The 16,676-nt window shown below is 43.6% G+C and carries 20 protein-coding genes and 1 pseudogene; 2 read left to right on the plus strand and 19 right to left on the minus strand.

All coding sequences use genetic code 11. From position 1 onward, the window contains the following. Nucleotides 1–8 precede the first annotated feature (8 nt). The 5 genes from gpmI to HWQ39_RS18585 form a co-directional block, all read right to left on the minus strand. Nucleotides 9–1,607: a 2,3-bisphosphoglycerate-independent phosphoglycerate mutase gene (gpmI, locus tag HWQ39_RS18565; protein WP_292848110.1), complete on the minus strand. Its 1,599-nt coding sequence runs from the start codon at nucleotides 1,605–1,607 to the stop codon at nucleotides 9–11. A gap of 221 nt (nucleotides 1,608–1,828) precedes the next feature. Next, nucleotides 1,829–3,514: an ABC-F family ATP-binding cassette domain-containing protein gene (locus HWQ39_RS18570; protein WP_292848113.1), complete on the minus strand. Its 1,686-nt coding sequence runs from the start codon at nucleotides 3,512–3,514 to the stop codon at nucleotides 1,829–1,831. A 155-nt stretch (nucleotides 3,515–3,669) separates the two neighbouring features. Next, nucleotides 3,670–4,452 carry an Rpn family recombination-promoting nuclease/putative transposase gene (locus HWQ39_RS18575; protein WP_292848117.1) on the minus strand — a complete coding sequence of 261 codons (783 nt, stop codon included), beginning with the start codon at nucleotides 4,450–4,452 and terminating at the stop codon, nucleotides 3,670–3,672. A gap of 49 nt (nucleotides 4,453–4,501) precedes the next feature. Then, on the minus strand, nucleotides 4,502–4,984 hold the full coding sequence (locus tag HWQ39_RS18580; RefSeq protein WP_292848185.1) for a hypothetical protein: 483 nt from the start codon (nucleotides 4,982–4,984) through the stop codon (nucleotides 4,502–4,504). A gap of 255 nt (nucleotides 4,985–5,239) precedes the next feature. Next, on the minus strand, nucleotides 5,240–5,509 hold the full coding sequence (locus HWQ39_RS18585) for a hypothetical protein (RefSeq protein ID WP_292848120.1): 270 nt from the start codon (nucleotides 5,507–5,509) through the stop codon (nucleotides 5,240–5,242). 461 nt (nucleotides 5,510–5,970) lie between these two features. Here HWQ39_RS18585 and HWQ39_RS18590 point away from each other — a divergent pair. Further along, a pseudogene (locus tag HWQ39_RS18590) lies at nucleotides 5,971–6,844 on the plus strand (IS630 family transposase). A gap of 38 nt (nucleotides 6,845–6,882) precedes the next feature. Here HWQ39_RS18590 and HWQ39_RS18595 read toward each other — a convergent pair. After that, nucleotides 6,883–7,245: a helix-turn-helix transcriptional regulator gene (locus tag HWQ39_RS18595; protein ID WP_012410694.1), complete on the minus strand. Its 363-nt coding sequence runs from the start codon at nucleotides 7,243–7,245 to the stop codon at nucleotides 6,883–6,885. A 240-nt stretch (nucleotides 7,246–7,485) separates the two neighbouring features. Here HWQ39_RS18595 and HWQ39_RS18600 point away from each other — a divergent pair, with 240 nt between their 5' ends. Continuing rightward, a complete protein-coding gene (locus HWQ39_RS18600) occupies nucleotides 7,486–7,932 on the plus strand; it encodes a hypothetical protein (RefSeq protein ID WP_292848123.1) in 447 nt (148 codons plus the stop codon). Nucleotides 7,933–8,021: 89 nt separating this feature from the next. Here the strand turns inward: HWQ39_RS18600 and prfA are convergent, their stop codons facing one another. The 13 genes from prfA to secY form a co-directional block, all read right to left on the minus strand. Further along, nucleotides 8,022–9,119, minus strand: coding sequence for a peptide chain release factor 1 (gene prfA / locus HWQ39_RS18605; protein ID WP_292848125.1), 1,098 nt, complete (start codon nucleotides 9,117–9,119; stop codon nucleotides 8,022–8,024). A gap of 104 nt (nucleotides 9,120–9,223) precedes the next feature. Beyond that, on the minus strand, nucleotides 9,224–9,466 hold the full coding sequence (rpmE, locus tag HWQ39_RS18610) for a 50S ribosomal protein L31 (protein ID WP_292848128.1): 243 nt from the start codon (nucleotides 9,464–9,466) through the stop codon (nucleotides 9,224–9,226). 179 nt (nucleotides 9,467–9,645) lie between these two features. Beyond that, the gene (gene rpsI / locus HWQ39_RS18615; protein ID WP_104906415.1) at nucleotides 9,646–10,062 is read right to left on the minus strand and encodes a 30S ribosomal protein S9; all 417 of its coding nucleotides are present in this window, start codon (nucleotides 10,060–10,062) and stop codon (nucleotides 9,646–9,648) included. Further along, entirely contained in the window at nucleotides 10,062–10,523 is a 462-nt protein-coding gene (gene rplM, locus HWQ39_RS18620; RefSeq protein ID WP_179068341.1) for a 50S ribosomal protein L13, read from the minus strand. The genes rpsI and rplM overlap by 1 nt, the downstream gene beginning before the upstream one ends. A 65-nt stretch (nucleotides 10,524–10,588) precedes the next feature. Beyond that, nucleotides 10,589–11,437, minus strand: coding sequence for a tRNA pseudouridine(38-40) synthase TruA (gene truA / locus HWQ39_RS18625; protein ID WP_292848131.1), 849 nt, complete (start codon nucleotides 11,435–11,437; stop codon nucleotides 10,589–10,591). A gap of 89 nt (nucleotides 11,438–11,526) precedes the next feature. Then, a complete protein-coding gene (gene rplQ, locus HWQ39_RS18630; RefSeq protein ID WP_094349105.1) occupies nucleotides 11,527–11,877 on the minus strand; it encodes a 50S ribosomal protein L17 in 351 nt (116 codons plus the stop codon). 31 nt (nucleotides 11,878–11,908) lie between these two features. Then, complete coding sequence (locus HWQ39_RS18635; protein WP_094349104.1) at nucleotides 11,909–12,856, minus strand: DNA-directed RNA polymerase subunit alpha; 948 nt, start codon at nucleotides 12,854–12,856, stop codon at nucleotides 11,909–11,911. A 310-nt stretch (nucleotides 12,857–13,166) separates the two neighbouring features. Further along, on the minus strand, nucleotides 13,167–13,562 hold the full coding sequence (rpsK, locus tag HWQ39_RS18640; protein ID WP_069070761.1) for a 30S ribosomal protein S11: 396 nt from the start codon (nucleotides 13,560–13,562) through the stop codon (nucleotides 13,167–13,169). Between the two features lie 54 nt (nucleotides 13,563–13,616). Further along, nucleotides 13,617–13,997: a 30S ribosomal protein S13 gene (gene rpsM, locus HWQ39_RS18645; protein ID WP_094349103.1), complete on the minus strand. Its 381-nt coding sequence runs from the start codon at nucleotides 13,995–13,997 to the stop codon at nucleotides 13,617–13,619. 115 nt (nucleotides 13,998–14,112) lie between these two features. After that, entirely contained in the window at nucleotides 14,113–14,226 is a 114-nt protein-coding gene (gene rpmJ, locus HWQ39_RS18650) for a 50S ribosomal protein L36 (RefSeq protein ID WP_015129703.1), read from the minus strand. Nucleotides 14,227–14,343: 117 nt separating this feature from the next. Continuing rightward, the gene (infA, locus tag HWQ39_RS18655) at nucleotides 14,344–14,568 is read right to left on the minus strand and encodes a translation initiation factor IF-1 (RefSeq protein WP_006276978.1); all 225 of its coding nucleotides are present in this window, start codon (nucleotides 14,566–14,568) and stop codon (nucleotides 14,344–14,346) included. A gap of 170 nt (nucleotides 14,569–14,738) precedes the next feature. Beyond that, complete coding sequence (locus tag HWQ39_RS18660) at nucleotides 14,739–15,293, minus strand: adenylate kinase (RefSeq protein ID WP_292848134.1); 555 nt, start codon at nucleotides 15,291–15,293, stop codon at nucleotides 14,739–14,741. A gap of 2 nt (nucleotides 15,294–15,295) precedes the next feature. Further along, complete coding sequence (gene secY, locus HWQ39_RS18665) at nucleotides 15,296–16,606, minus strand: preprotein translocase subunit SecY (protein WP_292848136.1); 1,311 nt, start codon at nucleotides 16,604–16,606, stop codon at nucleotides 15,296–15,298. Between the last annotated feature and the right edge of the window lie 70 nt (nucleotides 16,607–16,676).

The following is a 16,676-nucleotide window of genomic DNA, read 5'->3' on the forward strand; positions in this document are numbered from 1 at the left end:
GCACTATTTTACAGCCCTACTTGCACGGGAGTACGAGTACGTTGTAGCTCATATTCTGCTGTTTTCAGCAGCGATCGCCCGGTCATTTCTGGTGGCTGAGGCAGCTGTAAAATCTCTAGAATTGTGGGGGCAATGTCGGATAGCTTGCCATCGCTTCGCAGTTCGACATTTGTACCATATCCAGGGATTTTGACTTTCTCTCCTTCCACCAAGATGAAGGGGACAGGATTAGTGGTATGAGCCGTCCAGGGATTACCCCCATGATCTAGCATATACTCAGCGTTGCCGTGATCAGCAGTAATAATTGTTGTACCGCCGGCTTTGATAACGCTCTCTAACAAGCGACCCAAACAGCGATCGACTGTTTCAACTGCTGTTATGGTAGCGTCGATTTGACCAGTGTGCCCTACCATGTCTGGGTTGGCATAGTTAATCACAACTAGAGAATACGTACCTTTTTGAATCGCTGCGATCGCTACATCTGTAACTGCTGCTGCTGACATCGCCGGGGCATGATCGTAAGTCGCTACCATCGGGCTGCTTACCAGTTCCCGATCTTCTCCAACAAAAGGTTCCTCCAGACCCCCATTAAAGAAATAGGTGACGTGGGCGTATTTTTCGGTTTCGGCAGTGCGGAACTGATTCAAACTATGATTGGCTATGACTTCTCCCAGAATGTTACTGAGATTCTGCGGCTCAAAGGCTACAGCCACGGGTAAGTCTGAATCATACTGCGTAAAGGTGACAAAGGACAGTGGTGTGATTTGCTGTCTTTCAAAACCGTTAAATGTGGGACTGACCAAAGCTTGAGTCAGTTGTCTGGAGCGATCGGGGCGGAAGTTGAAAAATATCACCCCATCCCCTGGTTCTATTGCACCTGGAGCAATTCGGATGGGGTTGACAAATTCATCTTTTACCCCTTCGGCGTAAGATGCTTGCAAGAGTTCTACAGCCGTGCGATCGCCACCTGCACCATCTTGAGTCATCACGTCGTAGGCGCGCTTGACCCGATCCCAGCGGTGATCACGATCCATCGCGTAGTAGCGACCGCTGAGGGTGACTATGCGTCCAATTCCCGCGCGGTCTATATAATCTTGCAGCAATGTGATTGCTCTTACACCGTCAGTTGGGGCGGTGTCACGACCATCGGTGATAGCGTGAATACAAACTTCTGGAATTCGCTGGTCTTTGGCTAAGTCAAGTAGTCCGAATAGATGGGTGATATGTGAATGTACCCCTCCCTCCGAACAAAGACCGACTAGATGCAGCTTACTATTCCGAGAACGAACTTCCTGGCAAATTTTGACGAGTGCTGGGTTTGAGGCAATAGAACCGTCTTCGACCGCATCAGAGATGCGTACCAGTTCTTGCGGTACAACTCGCCCAGCACCAATGTTCAAATGACCTACTTCGGAGTTGCCCATTTGACCTTCTGGCAACCCTACGGCTTTTCCTGATGTGCGGATGAGGGTATGTGGGTAAGCCGCCCATAAACTGTCCACAATGGGAGTTTTAGCAGCAACAATAGCGTTTCCTCGCTTTTCCTCGCAGTAGCCCCATCCGTCTAAAATGACTAGCACCACAGGAGCAACAGGTGCTTTGGTCATAGTAAAATTGCCCTTTACTTTTTGTAATACCCGAATGATACCACTGCTAATCCACGCCGCAAGTGAATTTTTACTTATTAACTTCTTTTATGAAGGACTTGCAGCTTTTTAAAAGATTTTTTAAATTTTAGTAATTTTTCTGTGATGTTTTAGAACGCTAATAAAGAGTGATTACTTAGTAGTAGTATTTTTGCGCTACTACTAAGTCCTTTTCTAGTTTCTCATTTCCTTTTGGCGGAAGCTTTAGCAGCTTTTTTCGCCGCTTTTTCGGCTTCTATTGCAGCTAACTTTGCTTGTTCTTTTTCCTCGGCAATTTTCTGTAGATAGTAATGATAATCTCCTAAATAAACGCGGAATTCACCATCACGAATTTCGACGATTTTGTTTGCTACTTGAGAAATAAAGTAGCGATCATGGGAAACTACAATTGCCGTACCGTCATAATTTTTGAGCGCTTCTTCCAGCATTTCTTTCGCTGGAATATCTAGGTGGTTTGTCGGCTCATCTAAAATTAGTAAGTTTGCGGGACGTAAGAGCATTTTTGCCAACGCCAGACGAGCTTTTTCTCCTCCACTTAATGCCCCAACTGCCTTAAATACAGTATCACCAGTGAATAAGAAGCGTCCCAAAAGTGTGCGGACTTCTTGATTATCCCAATCTGGAACTTCATCATGGATAGTTTCCATGACAGTTTTCTTCAAGTCCAAAGCTTCAGCTTGATTTTGCTCAAAGTAACCAGGAATAACGTTATGATCCCCTAATTGAACGCTACCTTCTGTGGGTGGTTCCATACCCATAATTACGCGCAGAAGGGTAGATTTTCCAGCACCGTTGGGGCCAAGAAAAGCAATGCGATCGCCTCTTTCAATTAGCAGATTTGCTGATAAAAATAGGATTTTTTCACCATAAAGATGAGTTAAATCTTTAATTTCCACTACTTCGCGTCCACTGCGGGGTGCAGGGGGAAAACGGAAGTGGAGAGTTCTCATACCACCAACGGGTGCTTCAATGCGCTCGATTTTGTCGAGTTGCTTTTCCCGGCTTTTTGCCTGGGTACTGCGGGTAGCACTGGCGCGAAATCTATCAACAAAGGTTTGCTGTTTCTCTAATTCTTTTTGCTGGCGTTCGTAAGCACTCAGTTGTGCTGATTGACTTTCGGCTTTTTGTTCTAAATATGCCGAGTAATTACCAAGGTAGGTACTGGAAACGCCACGTTCTGTTTCCACAATTTGGGTACAGAGGCGGTCAAGGAACTCCCGGTCATGGGAGACTATTACCATCGGCGTAATCAGCCCTCTGAGGTAATTTTCCAACCACTCAATGGTTTCTAAATCTAGGTGGTTAGTCGGTTCATCCAGTAGCAACAAGTCGGGTTTTTGCAGGAGAATTTTACCTAAACTCATCCGCATTTGCCAACCACCACTGAAGGCACTGACGAGGCGATCGCCATCTTCTAGCCCAAACCCCATCTCTGGTAGAATTTTCCCGATGCGTGCGTCTAAGTTGTAACCATCTAAGGCTTCAAATTTACGCTGCAAGCGATCCAGCTTGTCGATCAGTCGATCCAGTTCCTCTGGGGTAGCCGTTTCCATCTCTTGTGGTATGTGCGCCAGAGATAACTGTACTTCGTTGGCTTCTTTGAAAACAGTCCAAAATTCTTCTCTAACGGTGCGAGTGGGGTCTACTTCAAACTCTTGGTTAAGGTAGGCTATATGTAAGCTATTAGGACGAATGATTTCGCCGGCGGTGGGTTCCATTTCCCCAGAGATGATTTTGAGTTGGGTGGATTTTCCAGCACCGTTGACACCGACTAAGCCAATGCGATCGCCTGGTTTAACTTCCCAGTTGATATCTTTGAGAACTTCGCCTGTGGGATAAATTTTACTTATATGTTCTAGTCGCAGCATTAAGTTTCTCTCAGGTAGGGAGTGGGTGGTTGAGGACGAAGTACTAACACCGCCTCTAATATTAACAAAAATTAACTATAAATTCGTCGCGATCGAGTTTGGAAGCCGCAAACAAAATTTGGCTTGAGCCACGGATAAAATTTACCACATCTATCTCAAGGATGGCTTTGTGCTACCTGTCTAACTTCTTCAACACTCAAATCTAACGCCTGTGCTACTTGTTCTACAGTCAACCCTGCTGCTAACATTGCTGGTACTGCTTTTAGTTTCCCTTGAACCTCACCTTCCTGAAAGGCTTCCTGATAAAATCTGGTTTGCTTTAACTCGCTTAAGCCAAACATTTGCTCCATCTCCTCCCTACTCATTGTGGGAAACTTGTAAGCCAAAATAGTCTCTATAAATCGTAATAATTGCTGCTGTTTTGGTAGTGAGATTATCTCTGACTTGGTTCTGTCTATCAACTCTCTTGCTTGTGCGATCGCTATATCGTTGGTTGCAATTACTAATTTAGCAGTTGCAATGCCAATTGGAAGCGATGCAGCCTCACCTAATTCATCCAAATAAATGCGCCTGACGCGCCCACTTGTGAAAAACTCACGGTAATGTTTGATATCTCCTGTATCTACATTCCTGTTTGGGTATAGAACCACAGCACCCCAATCATTTAATGGCTGATTCTGACGGGGGTATAAACATATTTCTGCAATTAGCTGTGAATAAATTTCTCCATCAGCTTGAAATTGCACTTCAACAAAGTAAATCGGGTTCTCACTTCCTTGTGTAGGCAGAAAAACACCATCGATTCTGAAGGCGGTTTGTTTGATTTCAACTGATGAAAATTGATAAAGTCTAGCTTCTTCTGGAGGATTACCAATAAGTTCAAAGAAGATATCAGGAAATTCTTGAAACAGCCGATAAAAGATGATGTCTGTTTTCACAACTTTATATCATTTGAAAACTTTGATTTTCTGTTCATGTGTTACTTTTTTATTCACAACCATCTCGCACTTTCAGTAATTGCTCTTTTGCTATCCCTAATATACGTGAAAGTGGTGCTAATAAACTATCATCAAATGCTTCTCCGGCATAAATATTATTCAGTTCCGTAGGAGATAATTTAAAGGTGTCGCAGAATTTTGCAAACTCCTGGTTACTCAAATCAAGCTCTTTTTGCCTATCCTGAAGTAAAACAGCGATCGCTCTAGTTCCATGCTTCGGACGTTCACTAGTTTTTATATATTTTTCCATTAAATAATTGACTTTTCTGGTATCGCCGCCGATTTTTTTAATTAAATCAGTACAAGCCATTTTCAACGCTTTCTTTAAAACTTCTTCTTCATTTAAAATTTTAATAATTTCACTGGCATATTCTGGTTTAAAAAATCCCACCAAATTCCCTTGATGATAAACTGGTATATAAGGATTATTCGTTTCAAGTTGCCAATCTAAAGGCTCATTGCGTAGCGACATAGCTGCACCCCTAAATATTTTAAGATTGCACCATTTTAAAACCATTTATTCCTTAACTGCCAGTAAAATACCCTAGCCCTGACGATTAGAAATCGCAGCTATACAGACAAAACCCACCTCCGTGGGTTTCAACTTGCTGGAGTCCACGCAGACGGACTTAGTTTGTGCAGCCATTACGTATTTATACCAAAACTTTTAACTCAGCCAAAATTAGCGATCGTCAGGTGAATCAGTGCGATTCTACTACTCACACGCTTAGTTTTGTGATTCGTATTTTTCAAAAATTATTACAGCAGCTTCTAAGTATCGATCTAGTAAATGATGATCAGATATATCAGGTAACACTAATTCAACAGTCGATATGGCTTCCATTATTCCAACATGCTCTTCTCCAATTTTAAAAGCTCCGATAGACCACCATAGTCGAGCTATTGCAGTTTGAATTTCTTCTCTTTCAGGCAAATACCATATTTCTCGACCAATTTCATTACACTGTAAAGGAGTTAAGAAAATTGGCTTTGACAAAGCTTGGAGAGTTTGTCCGATTCAATCTCGGATGAATATATTTGTATACATTCTATTGCCCATCGGATTGCCAAACTATAATGATATTTTTGTAATTTCAGTGCAATTGGATAAGCCCAAAGTATTTTTTTTTGCGCTATAGTTTTTTTTACATTTTCTATTACTTGTTTCATAGATGTAACTATATCTAACTAACTTGGAGTAAAAATTATAAGTATATAATTTTTTCACCTGGTTTTACTTAAGTATCTCCAAATAACAAATGAGCGTCATAAAAATGGTAGTAATTATCCTTCCCAGTCTTGACGAGTATCGCACAGAAAATTGTCTGCGATCGCATCATCAAATAAATAAGAGCAATGCTTTGTAAAAGTCCGTAATGGTAAGTTATAGCAATTGTCAGTACAGTTAGGACGTAGACTAGAAATAGTGTTGCGTTCCGAAATTAGGACTGATTACCAATGGCAAACCCTTACAGTTACGATTTCCGCCGGAAGGTAATTGAAGCCATCGAATTGAACGGGCTAAAGAAAAGCGAAGCAAGCGAACTGTTCAACATCAGTCGAAACACAATTAATTTGTGGCTGAAACGCTTTGCAGAAACCGGAGATTTCCAGTCCAAGCCCAATCGGTCCCCTGGACATAATCAGAAAATCACTGACTGGGAGAAATTTCGAGCTTTTGTGAAAGTACACGGGGATAAGACTCAAACCCAGATGGCACAATTATGGGAAGACGAGATTAGTGCGCGTACTATCTCCCGTGGGTTAGAGAAAATCGGATTCACGCGAAAAAAAAGACCTATGGTTATCAAGAACGAGACGAGTACAAACGAAGTTCGTTTATTGCTCAGATAGCAAAGCTTGAAAAAAATATGGTTGTCTATGTTGATGAGTCTGGCATGGATAATCGAGACGATTATGGCTATGGCTGGAATCAGAAAGGAGAGCGCTTCTATGCTCTCAAGTCTGGGCGGCGTCAAGGGCGGGTGAATATGATTGCCGCACTGTGTAATCAGCAGTTGATGGCTCCTTTCACTATTGAAGGTTCTTGTAATCGAGATGTGTTTGAAACCTGGCTAAAAACTTGCTTAATCCCTGTACTCAAACCAGGTCAGGTTGTGACGATGGACAATGCAAAATTCATAAAGGTGGATGTATTGAACAGTTGATTCGAGATGCTGGCTGTGAAGTTTTGTATTTGCCACCTTATTCCCCAGACCTGAACCAAATTGAGAAATGCTGGTCTTGGCTCAAAAGTCGAATTCGCAAACAAATCCAGCAGTTTGATTCTCTTCGAGAAACGATGGAATCTGTCTTGCGTTTAGCGTCCTAACTCATCTGGCTATTGCTATAGTTTCTCGTAGCGCCAAATTAACTAGCCTTCGCCTCATCCCCGGACGCTTCAGCCACCGCAGCCAATCTATCTGCCGCAGCTTGGACAATTTGAGCCACTTGAGCCAAAGGCATGTGCTGGATTTGTCTAAGAATCAGACTCAAATCTGAGGTTTCTGGAATTGGCTTGCCATCTATGCAGCTGATTAATTCTTCCATTGTGTAGCCTGCTTTCGATGCGATTCGAGCCAAATTTTCTGTATCTGGAACCTTCACACCTTTTTCCCACATCTGAACAGCAGTAGCAGATACTCCCAAAAGCTTACCAAACGCTCGCTGACTCATTGAACCGCGAGCTAGTTTAATGATTTCAATCAGTTTTTGTTTGCTTTCGATCTTCACTGCTTATATAGCTAGCCAACTTTATTTACAAGTCTACTTTCAATATTACAAGTTTACTTTTATATTGACAGCCTTGTGTTTTAGTACTAAACTATATCTCTGGTTGTAAAACGGCAACTACAGGCATCAAGCTAGTAGACAAACCCATCTATCTTTAATCAACCCAAAAAATTTAGTTTGCTACGGCGCTTCAGCTAGTAGTTCAACTTTGCTGCGAAGAAATAATATCGAAGGTGCATCATGTTTCGCAAGCCACGCAAAATTAACCAATATCGCCGCAAAGGTAAAAACTTTATAGCCACTAATAAAATTAAACCAGAACAATGGAACATTTCTGACGCAGAAACTAAAGAAGCTTTAAAAGTTAAAGGCTACGATGTTAAGCAAATCAAAAAAATCCACCTTCTGAAACATCAAGTGTGTATTTCCTACTGGGATGCAAAAGGCAATATATGCAGCAGCTTTTTTAGCTACAGGATTTTTGCGCGTTGGCAAAAAGAAATAGAAAATTTAATTTATACCTGTCAAACCCTGAAAGAATGGGCAAAGTTAAATTACCTTATGAAGTACGAATTTGCCTATTACCATTATCCCAGTGAAATAGAAGATACACTCCACGCGATATTAGAAAACCACCTGTCTGTGTTAAAAGCAACAGATAAACAAGTAGTTTTACAGAAGATTTAACAGCAAAAATTATGACCATTTGTAGAGACGCGATGAATCGCGTCTTTATCCAACCAAAGAATGTGTTGCAATCACTAGTTGAATTGGTATTAGTTAGCAGCAGAAGTCGCTAACTCCGCCAGACGTTCTTGCTGGTCTAGAGATATACAAGACTGGATAAGTGTCTCTAAATCACCATCCAAAACAGGGGTAAGAGAATAATTATGACCTAACCGATGATCGGTAGCACGGTTATCTTTATAATTATAGGTGCGAATTTTTTCCGATCGCGATCCAGTACCAACCTGCGATCGCCGCATCGAAGTTACAGCTGCTTGTTGTTCGCCCAACTTGATGTCATACAACTTCGCCCGCAGAATTTGCATCGCCCGTTCTTTGTTTTGCAACTGGCTGCGTTCTTCTGTACAGAAAATGCGTATTCCCGTTGGTTTGTGCATCAAGTCAACGGCTGTTTCCACCTTGTTGACGTTTTGTCCACCAGCACCACCAGAACGGGCTGTAGTCATTTCAATATCTTTCGGGTCAATATGAATTTCCACATCATCCACCTCTGGCATAATCGCCACGGTAGCTGTGGAAGTATGAACCCGTCCCCCAGATTCAGTTGCCGGCACGCGCTGCACACGATGCACTCCAGCTTCAAACTTTAGCTGGCTGTAAACGTCATTACCTTTAATTTCGAGAATGACCTCTTTCCAGCCACCCATTTCTCCGCGAGATTCGCTCACTAGAGAAACTTTCCAACCTTGAGTCTGGGCATAGCGGGTGTACATCTGCATCAAATCGCCAGCCCAAATACTTGCTTCATCGCCACCAGTACCAGCGCGAATTTCCAACATGATATTCTTTTCATCATTGGGGTCGCGTGGTAGCAGCAAGACTTTTAAGCGAGACTCTAAATGTTCTATTTTTTCTTCAAGTTCTTTTACTTCCAGTGATGCCATTTCTTGCAACTCTGGGTCACTTGCAGACTCTTTATAAACCTGACGCGCTCCGATTAAGTCTTCTTGGGCTGTTTTCCAAATTTCATAGGTATTAACTACTTCTTCCAAAGAAGAACGAGACTTAGCAATTTCTTGATACTCATCAGGATTGCTAGCGGTATCGGGATCGCCAAGACGACGTGTTAATTCATTAAAAGTTTGTTCAACGGATTTTAGTTTGTCCAGTAAGTATGATTCAGCCATGACGATTGCGATCACTCCTTAAAAAAATAACAAATTGGCTCGAGCATATAAATGAAAATCGACCCAGCTGATGCAGGGCCGTCGTTAACAGCAGAGCCAACCCGCTACTTTTTGGTTTGTTCGTCGCCAGATGTTTGAGTGCTGCTCATACCGTACTTGCGGAGGAAGCGCTCTACTCGACCCTCAGTGTCAATAATCTTCTGAGTACCAGTGTAAAATGGGTGATTTCCAGACCAAACGTCTACGTGCAATTCTGGCTTGGTAGAGCCAATGGTCATAACAACTTGACCGTTGCAGTAAACTTTAGCATCTGGATACCACTTGGGATGAATATCAGATTTAGCCATTGTTCTTTGTGGGATGAATCTATATAAATTATAACTTTTAGCGTTCAATTGGAGCTAGGGATTAGGGACTAGGGACTAGGGATTGGGGACTGGGAAAGATGTAAATAAACAACGGACTTTTCCCAATACTCAATTCTCAATACCTAATCTCCAATACCCAGTACCCAGTCCCCAATCGCTTAACGCTTAGAGTACTGAGGTGCTTTCCGGGCTTTATGTAAACCATATTTTTTCCGCTCTTTTGCTCTCGGATCGCGAGTCAAATAACCTTCGGTTTTCAAAGGTGGGCGGTTGTCTGGGTCGAGTTGGCACAAAGCACGAGCAACTCCCAAACGAACAGAATCAGCCTGTCCGGTCAAGCCGCCGCCTTCTGCTTTTACCAAAATGTCATATTCATTTTCTAATCCCAGAGTTTCCAGGGGTGCTTTAATGACTCCCAGGTAGTTGGGGTTGAATTGGAAATACAAGGTTCCATCTTTACCGTTCACAATCAGTTGACCGGTGCCTGGAACCAAGCGTACCCGTGCTACCGCATTCTTACGGCGACCAGTACCCCAATATACGGCGCGACCGCTATTAGCATCTGCTACTACCATTAATTTTCTTCTCCAGGAATTGTACTAACTTTTAGTTCTTTAGGTTTTTGAGCATCATGGGGATGCGTAGGCCCAGCATAAACTTTCAGCTTGGTGAACAACTGCTTACCCAGGCTATTTTTAGGTAGCATACCTTTAACAGCTTGTTCTAAAATCCGCTCTGGTATGCGATCTTGCAATTTAGCGAAAGTTTCCGTTTTCATCCCACCGGGACGACCTGAATGGCGGCGGTAAAGCTTTTGAGTACGCTTTTTGCCTGTGACTGCTACTTTCTCGACATTGATGACGATTACGAAGTCACCTGTATCTAGGTGAGGTGTATATTCGGGTTTCTTTTTGCCTCTCAATACCTGAGCGATTTCGCTGGCGAGGCGACCGAGGCGTTTATCGGTGGCATCTACTATGTACCACTCACGCTCAAGGGTTGCTTGAGAAGGAAGGTATGTTTTAACTGTTGTCATTTGTCATTTGTCCTTTGTCATTTTTAATTTGTCATTAGTCATTTGTCTTTTGTCATTTGTAGTTACTAAGAACCAATGACTAATGACTCTTGACTAGTGACGAACTTTGGCAAGGTGTCGTACCAAATCTCTTTCGGAAAGGGAAAATCGGGATAGCCGACTCGCAACAAACACAAGCCTTGAGGCGGTGCGGCATATTTCACTTCTTCCCGGCGTTCTTCTTTCCAGAGTTCGGTGAAGTTAGAAAGTGTTCGTTGTCCAGAACCTACTTCTACCAGCATCCCTACCAACAGCCGTACCATGCCATACAAAAATCCATCTGCCTGTATTTCAATATGGATAAATGGCCCACTGCGACGACACTCTGCTGCTTGCACCTCTACCCAGGAATGCGATCGCTTTGAGCCTGCACGGTGAAAAGCAGCTAAGTGATGCTTTCCCAAGAGAGGTTTCAAGGCAGCTTGGATTAAAGATTCATCCAGGGGTGCATAATAATAATGCCAACTGAAGGGTCTTACAAACAAGTTAAGCCGATCTTCAGTATATATTGTGTAACGATACCGTCGATAGGCTGCACTAAAGCGAGCGTGCCAACGGTTATCGACACTAGCTGAAGCCCTGATTAATATATCTGGCGGCAGGTAGCTGTTGAGGATTGTTGCCCACTTGTGAGGTGGAATAAAACCTGTTGCTTCAAAATGGGCTACTTGAGCAGCAGCATGAACTCCTGAATCGGTTCGCCCAGCCCCATGTAGTGTTACATGGTAGCCAAGAATAGTAGCGATCGCAATTTCGATCTCTTCTTGGACTGTCCGCTGTTTTTTTTGCCGTTGCCAGCCATGAAAATGAGTGCCCAGGTATTGGATTACCAAGGCTACTCGATGAGTTTGTGTCGGCTGGTGGCTTTCTAACATACAGATTTTGTCCTTTGTCCTTTGTCACTTGTCCTTAGTTATTCACTAATGACCAATGACTAATGACGAATGACTAATTGACCAATGACTTAAACCAATTCAATTATTGCCATTTTTGCATTATCACCCCGACGCGGTACGGTACGCAGGATTCGGGTATAACCGCCCTGGCGATCGCCATATCGAGTTGGAGCTTGCTCAAATAGAGCGTGAACCAGTTGTTTGTCGAAGATATAGCCAAGAGCTTCCCGACGTGCTGACAAGGAGCCATTTTTGGCTAGGGTAATCATTTTTTCCACTTCACTTCGCAGAACTTTCGCTCTAATTAAAGTGGTGGTGATCTTACCATGACGGATCAGCTCGGTGGCGAGCGATCGCAGTAAAGCACGGCGTTGATCGGCTGGTTTACTGAGTTTTTTGACGCGACAACGGTGACGCATAATTATGCACTATGAATTATGAAGGTTTTTCTTAAGGGTGTTTAGAGCCTCTTTCCATTGGCAGGGTGATGCCCAAGCGTCGCTGTAAAGCTTCCACGACTTCTTCTGCTGACTTCTGCCCAAAGTTCTTAATTTCTAAGAGGTCTTCTTGGGTATAATCCAACAAATCTGCCACAGAGTTAACTTGTGCCCGTTTGAGACAGTTATATGCCCGCACAGAAAGTTGCAACTCTTCGATGGGTATCTGGGCAGTTGGATCGTCTGGAATATCGGAACCTGTGTCTGTTGGTTCTAGGGAGATGTCTTTCAACGGGTTGAATAAATCTACCAAGATCGCAGCAGCCGAAGATAGTGCTTCTTGAGGAGAAATACTGCCATTTGTCCAAACTTCCAACAATAGTCGGTCTTTTGGAATCAAGCCTTCCCCACGAGATTCTTCAACACTGTAGTTGACTTTTCGCACTGGCATAAATATCGAGTCGATTTGGAGAAAATCCAACGATGTGGCTTCCTCACGTCCTCGTTCTACAGTGCGATAGCCTTTGCCTTTCTCGATCCGAAATTCCATTTCCAGCTTTCCACCCTCAGCGATGGTGGCCACATACTGAGTCTGATCGATGACTTCTACTTCACTGGGTAAATCAAAATGTGCCGCAGTGATTGTTGCTGGGCCGCTAACGAGTAATCTACCAATCTGAGGCTGCGAAGAATAGTTTTTCAGGATAACTTCCTTCATTCTCATGAGGATTTCCAGCACATCTTCCCGCACGCCCGGAACTGTGGCAAATTCATGTGAAACGCCCGCAATCCGCACTGCTGTAACTGCTGTACCTTCTAAATTAGACAGTAAAACCCGCCGCAGTGCGTTGCCAACAGTTGTCCCTTGACCGCGTTCGAGAGGTTCCAAAACAAATTTACTGTAATGGTTCCGACTTTCTTCGGTATTCGACTCTACACATTCAATTTGAAACTGCGCCACGGATGAGCCTCCCTTCTTCTAAGGTGCTGCTAGCAGACAAATCAATTGCCTCCCGAATTGAATTTATGTCCTGTAGATTATAGATATATCAAACTAGTAGTATAAATTTACGGTATAGTTTGACACTTCTATTGAGCTTGCAGGTGCTAATAATATTTTGGGTAGCCCGAAGCCTAACAGCTTTCCCTGTGGGAAAATCTGACACGCTTTTGGTCGCCCAAGCTTTGACTCAATGACAGTTTGTACGTTAGACGCTCAAGCGGTCATTGCTGGCTGTCACTTTTTGACCTCACTGCCCAAGTCTTAGTATTTAAACTCGACGGCGCTTGGGTGGACGACAACCATTGTGAGGAATCGGGGTAATATCCCGAATCAATGTAATTTCCAGTCCTGCTCCTTGAAGTGCGCGGATAGCGGTTTCTCTACCTGCTCCTGGCCCACTGACCATTACCTCAATTTGGCGCATTCCTTGATCGATAGCTCGGCGGGCTGCACTTTCAGCTGCGGTTTGCGCTGCAAAGGGAGTTCCCTTTTTTGCTCCCTTAAAACCGCTAGAACCAGCACTAGCCCAGGAGATGACATCTCCGTTTTGATCGGTAATGGTGACAATGCTATTGTTGAAAGTAGACTGGATGTAGGCCATTCCACTGGGTACATTCCGTTTCTGCTTCTTGCTCCCGGTTTTTTTAGTTGGTTGTCTCGCCATACTTGTTTAGTTGATTTAAGGTAAAACTTGCTCGGATTAGCAAGCGTTGCAAAATTATTTCCCTGGAGCCTTCTTCTTCCCTGCCACTGTCTGCCTTCTGCCTCTACGGGTTCTGGCATTGGTGCGAGTTCTTTGGCCTCTGACTGGTAAGCCCATGCGATGACGACGCCCTCTGTAGGTACCAATGTCAACTAAGCGCTTGATGTTCAAAGACTCCAAGCGCCGCAAGTCGCCTTCAACTTGATAGTTGCTTTCTATTTCCCCTCTTAGGGCTGTCACATCGGCATCACTTAAGTCCTTAACGCGGATGTCTGGGTTCACACCAGTTGCCGCTATAATTTCTTGAGCGCGTGATAACCCAATTCCGTAGATGTAAGTCAGACCGATCTCGACGCGCTTATCGCGTGGAAGGTCTACTCCGGCAATACGTGCCACAATGAACTCTCCCTATTGTTCTCGCAATTACTGTTGGTTAGAAAAACGTGATTAATCGCGTCTTTTCGTTTTAATGATGATATGCGTCCTGCAACTCACTCTGTTGGTAAGAGTGTTATCCTTGACGTTGTTTGTGCTTGGGGTTCACGCAAATCACCATGACGCGACCACGACGTTTGATCACGTTACACTTTTCACAAATTTTCTTGACTGAGGCTCTAACTTTCATGCCTTTTATTTTTTGACTCCAAATATAAAATTATAGCATTTATAGGGAAAATAATCCAGTTAAATGACTAGTAAACAGTCAAAAAAATGGTTTTATGGTAAAATTCTCTACATATACTTACTTCTTTCGTAGTCGATAGGTAATTCTGCCTTTGGTCAAGTCGTAGGGCGTTAACTCTACCTTGACGCGATCGCCGGGCAAAATCTTGATATAATTTCGGCGAATCTTGCCGGAAATGTGTGCTAGCACGTTAAAGCCATTGTCCAAGTCAACGCGAAACATCGCATTGGGCAAGGACTCTGTAACCGTGCCTTCCATTTCAATCAAATCTTGCTTAGACAATTTGTTTTTTCCTCAACTCAACAATTTCGTGTTCAGTTGCAGCGCTTCATCTGCAAAGAAACACATTTTAAGAAATATATCAACAGTTTATTAATATATCTTAGCTAAAATTGATCTTTTTCTTGGGAGTGGGGAGTCGGGAATTATCTAGTCCCTACTTCCCCTCGTTTTCAGGAAGCGATTACCTTTTGTAGTTCATCAGTGACATCTTCTTGGGACTGATCGCCATTGACTGTTAGGAGTTTTTGGCGATCGCCATAATAATCAATTAAAGGTGCAGTTTCCGCGCGGTATACTTCTAAACGACGACGAATCACCTCTTCGGTATCATCTTTTCGTCCTCTAGCTAGCAAACGTTCGATGACAATTTCATCTGGTGCATCTAAATTGACTACCCTTTCGCCACTTTGATGTATTGCTTCCAGTAACTTCTCCAGAAAAGCTGCTTGGGTCACTTTTCGGGGAAAACCATCCAGAATCCAACCATTTTTGGCATCTGGCTGGCTTAGGCGCTCCTGTACCAAGTCTTGCACTAGCTGGTCGGGTACTAACTCGCCGCTATCAACATAACTTTGAGCTTTGATTCCTAAAGGAGTTTGCTCTTTCATGGCTTGTCTTAATATTTCACCCGTAGAAATATGGGGAATATTCAAGTGTTCAGCCAAGGTTTGAGCTTGTGTTCCTTTACCCGCTCCAGGTGGCCCCAAGAAGATTAATCGCGTCACTATTATTTCACCATTCCTTCATAGCGCTGAGATATGACATAAGTTTGGACTTGTTTAGCTGTCTCAATTGCCACACCAACTAAAATTAACAACGAGGTTGCACCTATTCCCCGGAAAGTTTTCACATTCAAAGCGCTTTCTACGGCAGTGGGGATAATAGCAACGAAGCCCAAAAAGATCGCACCCAAAAAAGTTAGTCGGTTGGAAACGCGTTCGATATACTCGCTAGTTGCCTTGCCGGGACGAATCCCAGGAATACTAGAACCCATTTTCTTCAAGTTCTGCGCCACATCTACCGGGTTGAGAATCAACGAAGAATAGAAGTAGCTGAAGAAAACAATGGAAATCATATAGACCAAGGCATAGACCCAGGAGCTAGAACCGCTTGGACTCAAATAAGTGTTAACTATATTTGCCAAATCGGTATTTTTAGTAAAATTGGCGATTAGCAGTGGCAAACTGAGGATGGCAGCAGCAAAAATAATTGGCATTACGCCGCCTTGATTTAGTCGCAGGGGCAGATAACTACGCTGCTCTGCCAAAACTCTTCGACCTACTTGCCGACGAGCCGAAATAATGGGGATGCGGCGCATTCCTTCCTGCACAATCACAATACCAACAATTGTTGCGAGGAAAACTAAGATCAGCACGATTACCCGACCCACTGCTTCCCGACCGCCGACTTGCACCAAGTCGATGGTATCGCCTAAAGCTTTTGGTAATGATGCGACAATGTTGACAAAAATCAACAATGATGCGCCGTTGCCAATACCCCGTTCTGTAATCAGTTCTGATGCCCACATGACGAACATCGAACCAGCAGTCAGAGCGATCGCAGTTTCAGCTACAAATATAGGCCCTGGCTTTAAGGCGAATTGCTGGAGGAATAATGCCGAAAAAGCTGTACTTTGAAGAATTGCCCAGCCTACAGTTACATAGCGGGTAATTTGCGATATTTTTCGGCGACCGGCTTCCCCTTCATTTTTCTGTAAATTTTCTAAAGTTGGAATCGCCGCCGTGAGTAATTGGATGATAATAGACGCATTAATGAAGGGCAAAATTCCTAAAGCAAAGACTCCCAAAGTCGAAAGTCCTCGCCCGGAAAATATATCCAATAAGCCGAATATAGAATTGCTGCCCGATATGGCTTCGGCAAATCTTGGTCTATCAATGCCTGGGACGGGTAAGAAAATACCCAGGCGAACCAAAATTAAAATACCGACGGTGACAAGCAGCCTACCTCTGAGGCCAGCTGCTTGCGCCATCTGCATAAAAGTTTCTTGAGCCGTTGGGGCTTTATCTCGACTGATCATAGAGTGCTACCTTTATAGTGAACCAAGCACTGGCAGCGAGTTGGCTTACATTTAAGTGCGCTGTTCCGGC

The sequence above is a fragment of the Nostoc sp. NMS8 genome (genome assembly GCF_017115045.1).
In the GTDB taxonomy this organism is placed as follows: Bacteria; Cyanobacteriota; Cyanobacteriia; order Cyanobacteriales; family Nostocaceae; genus Nostoc.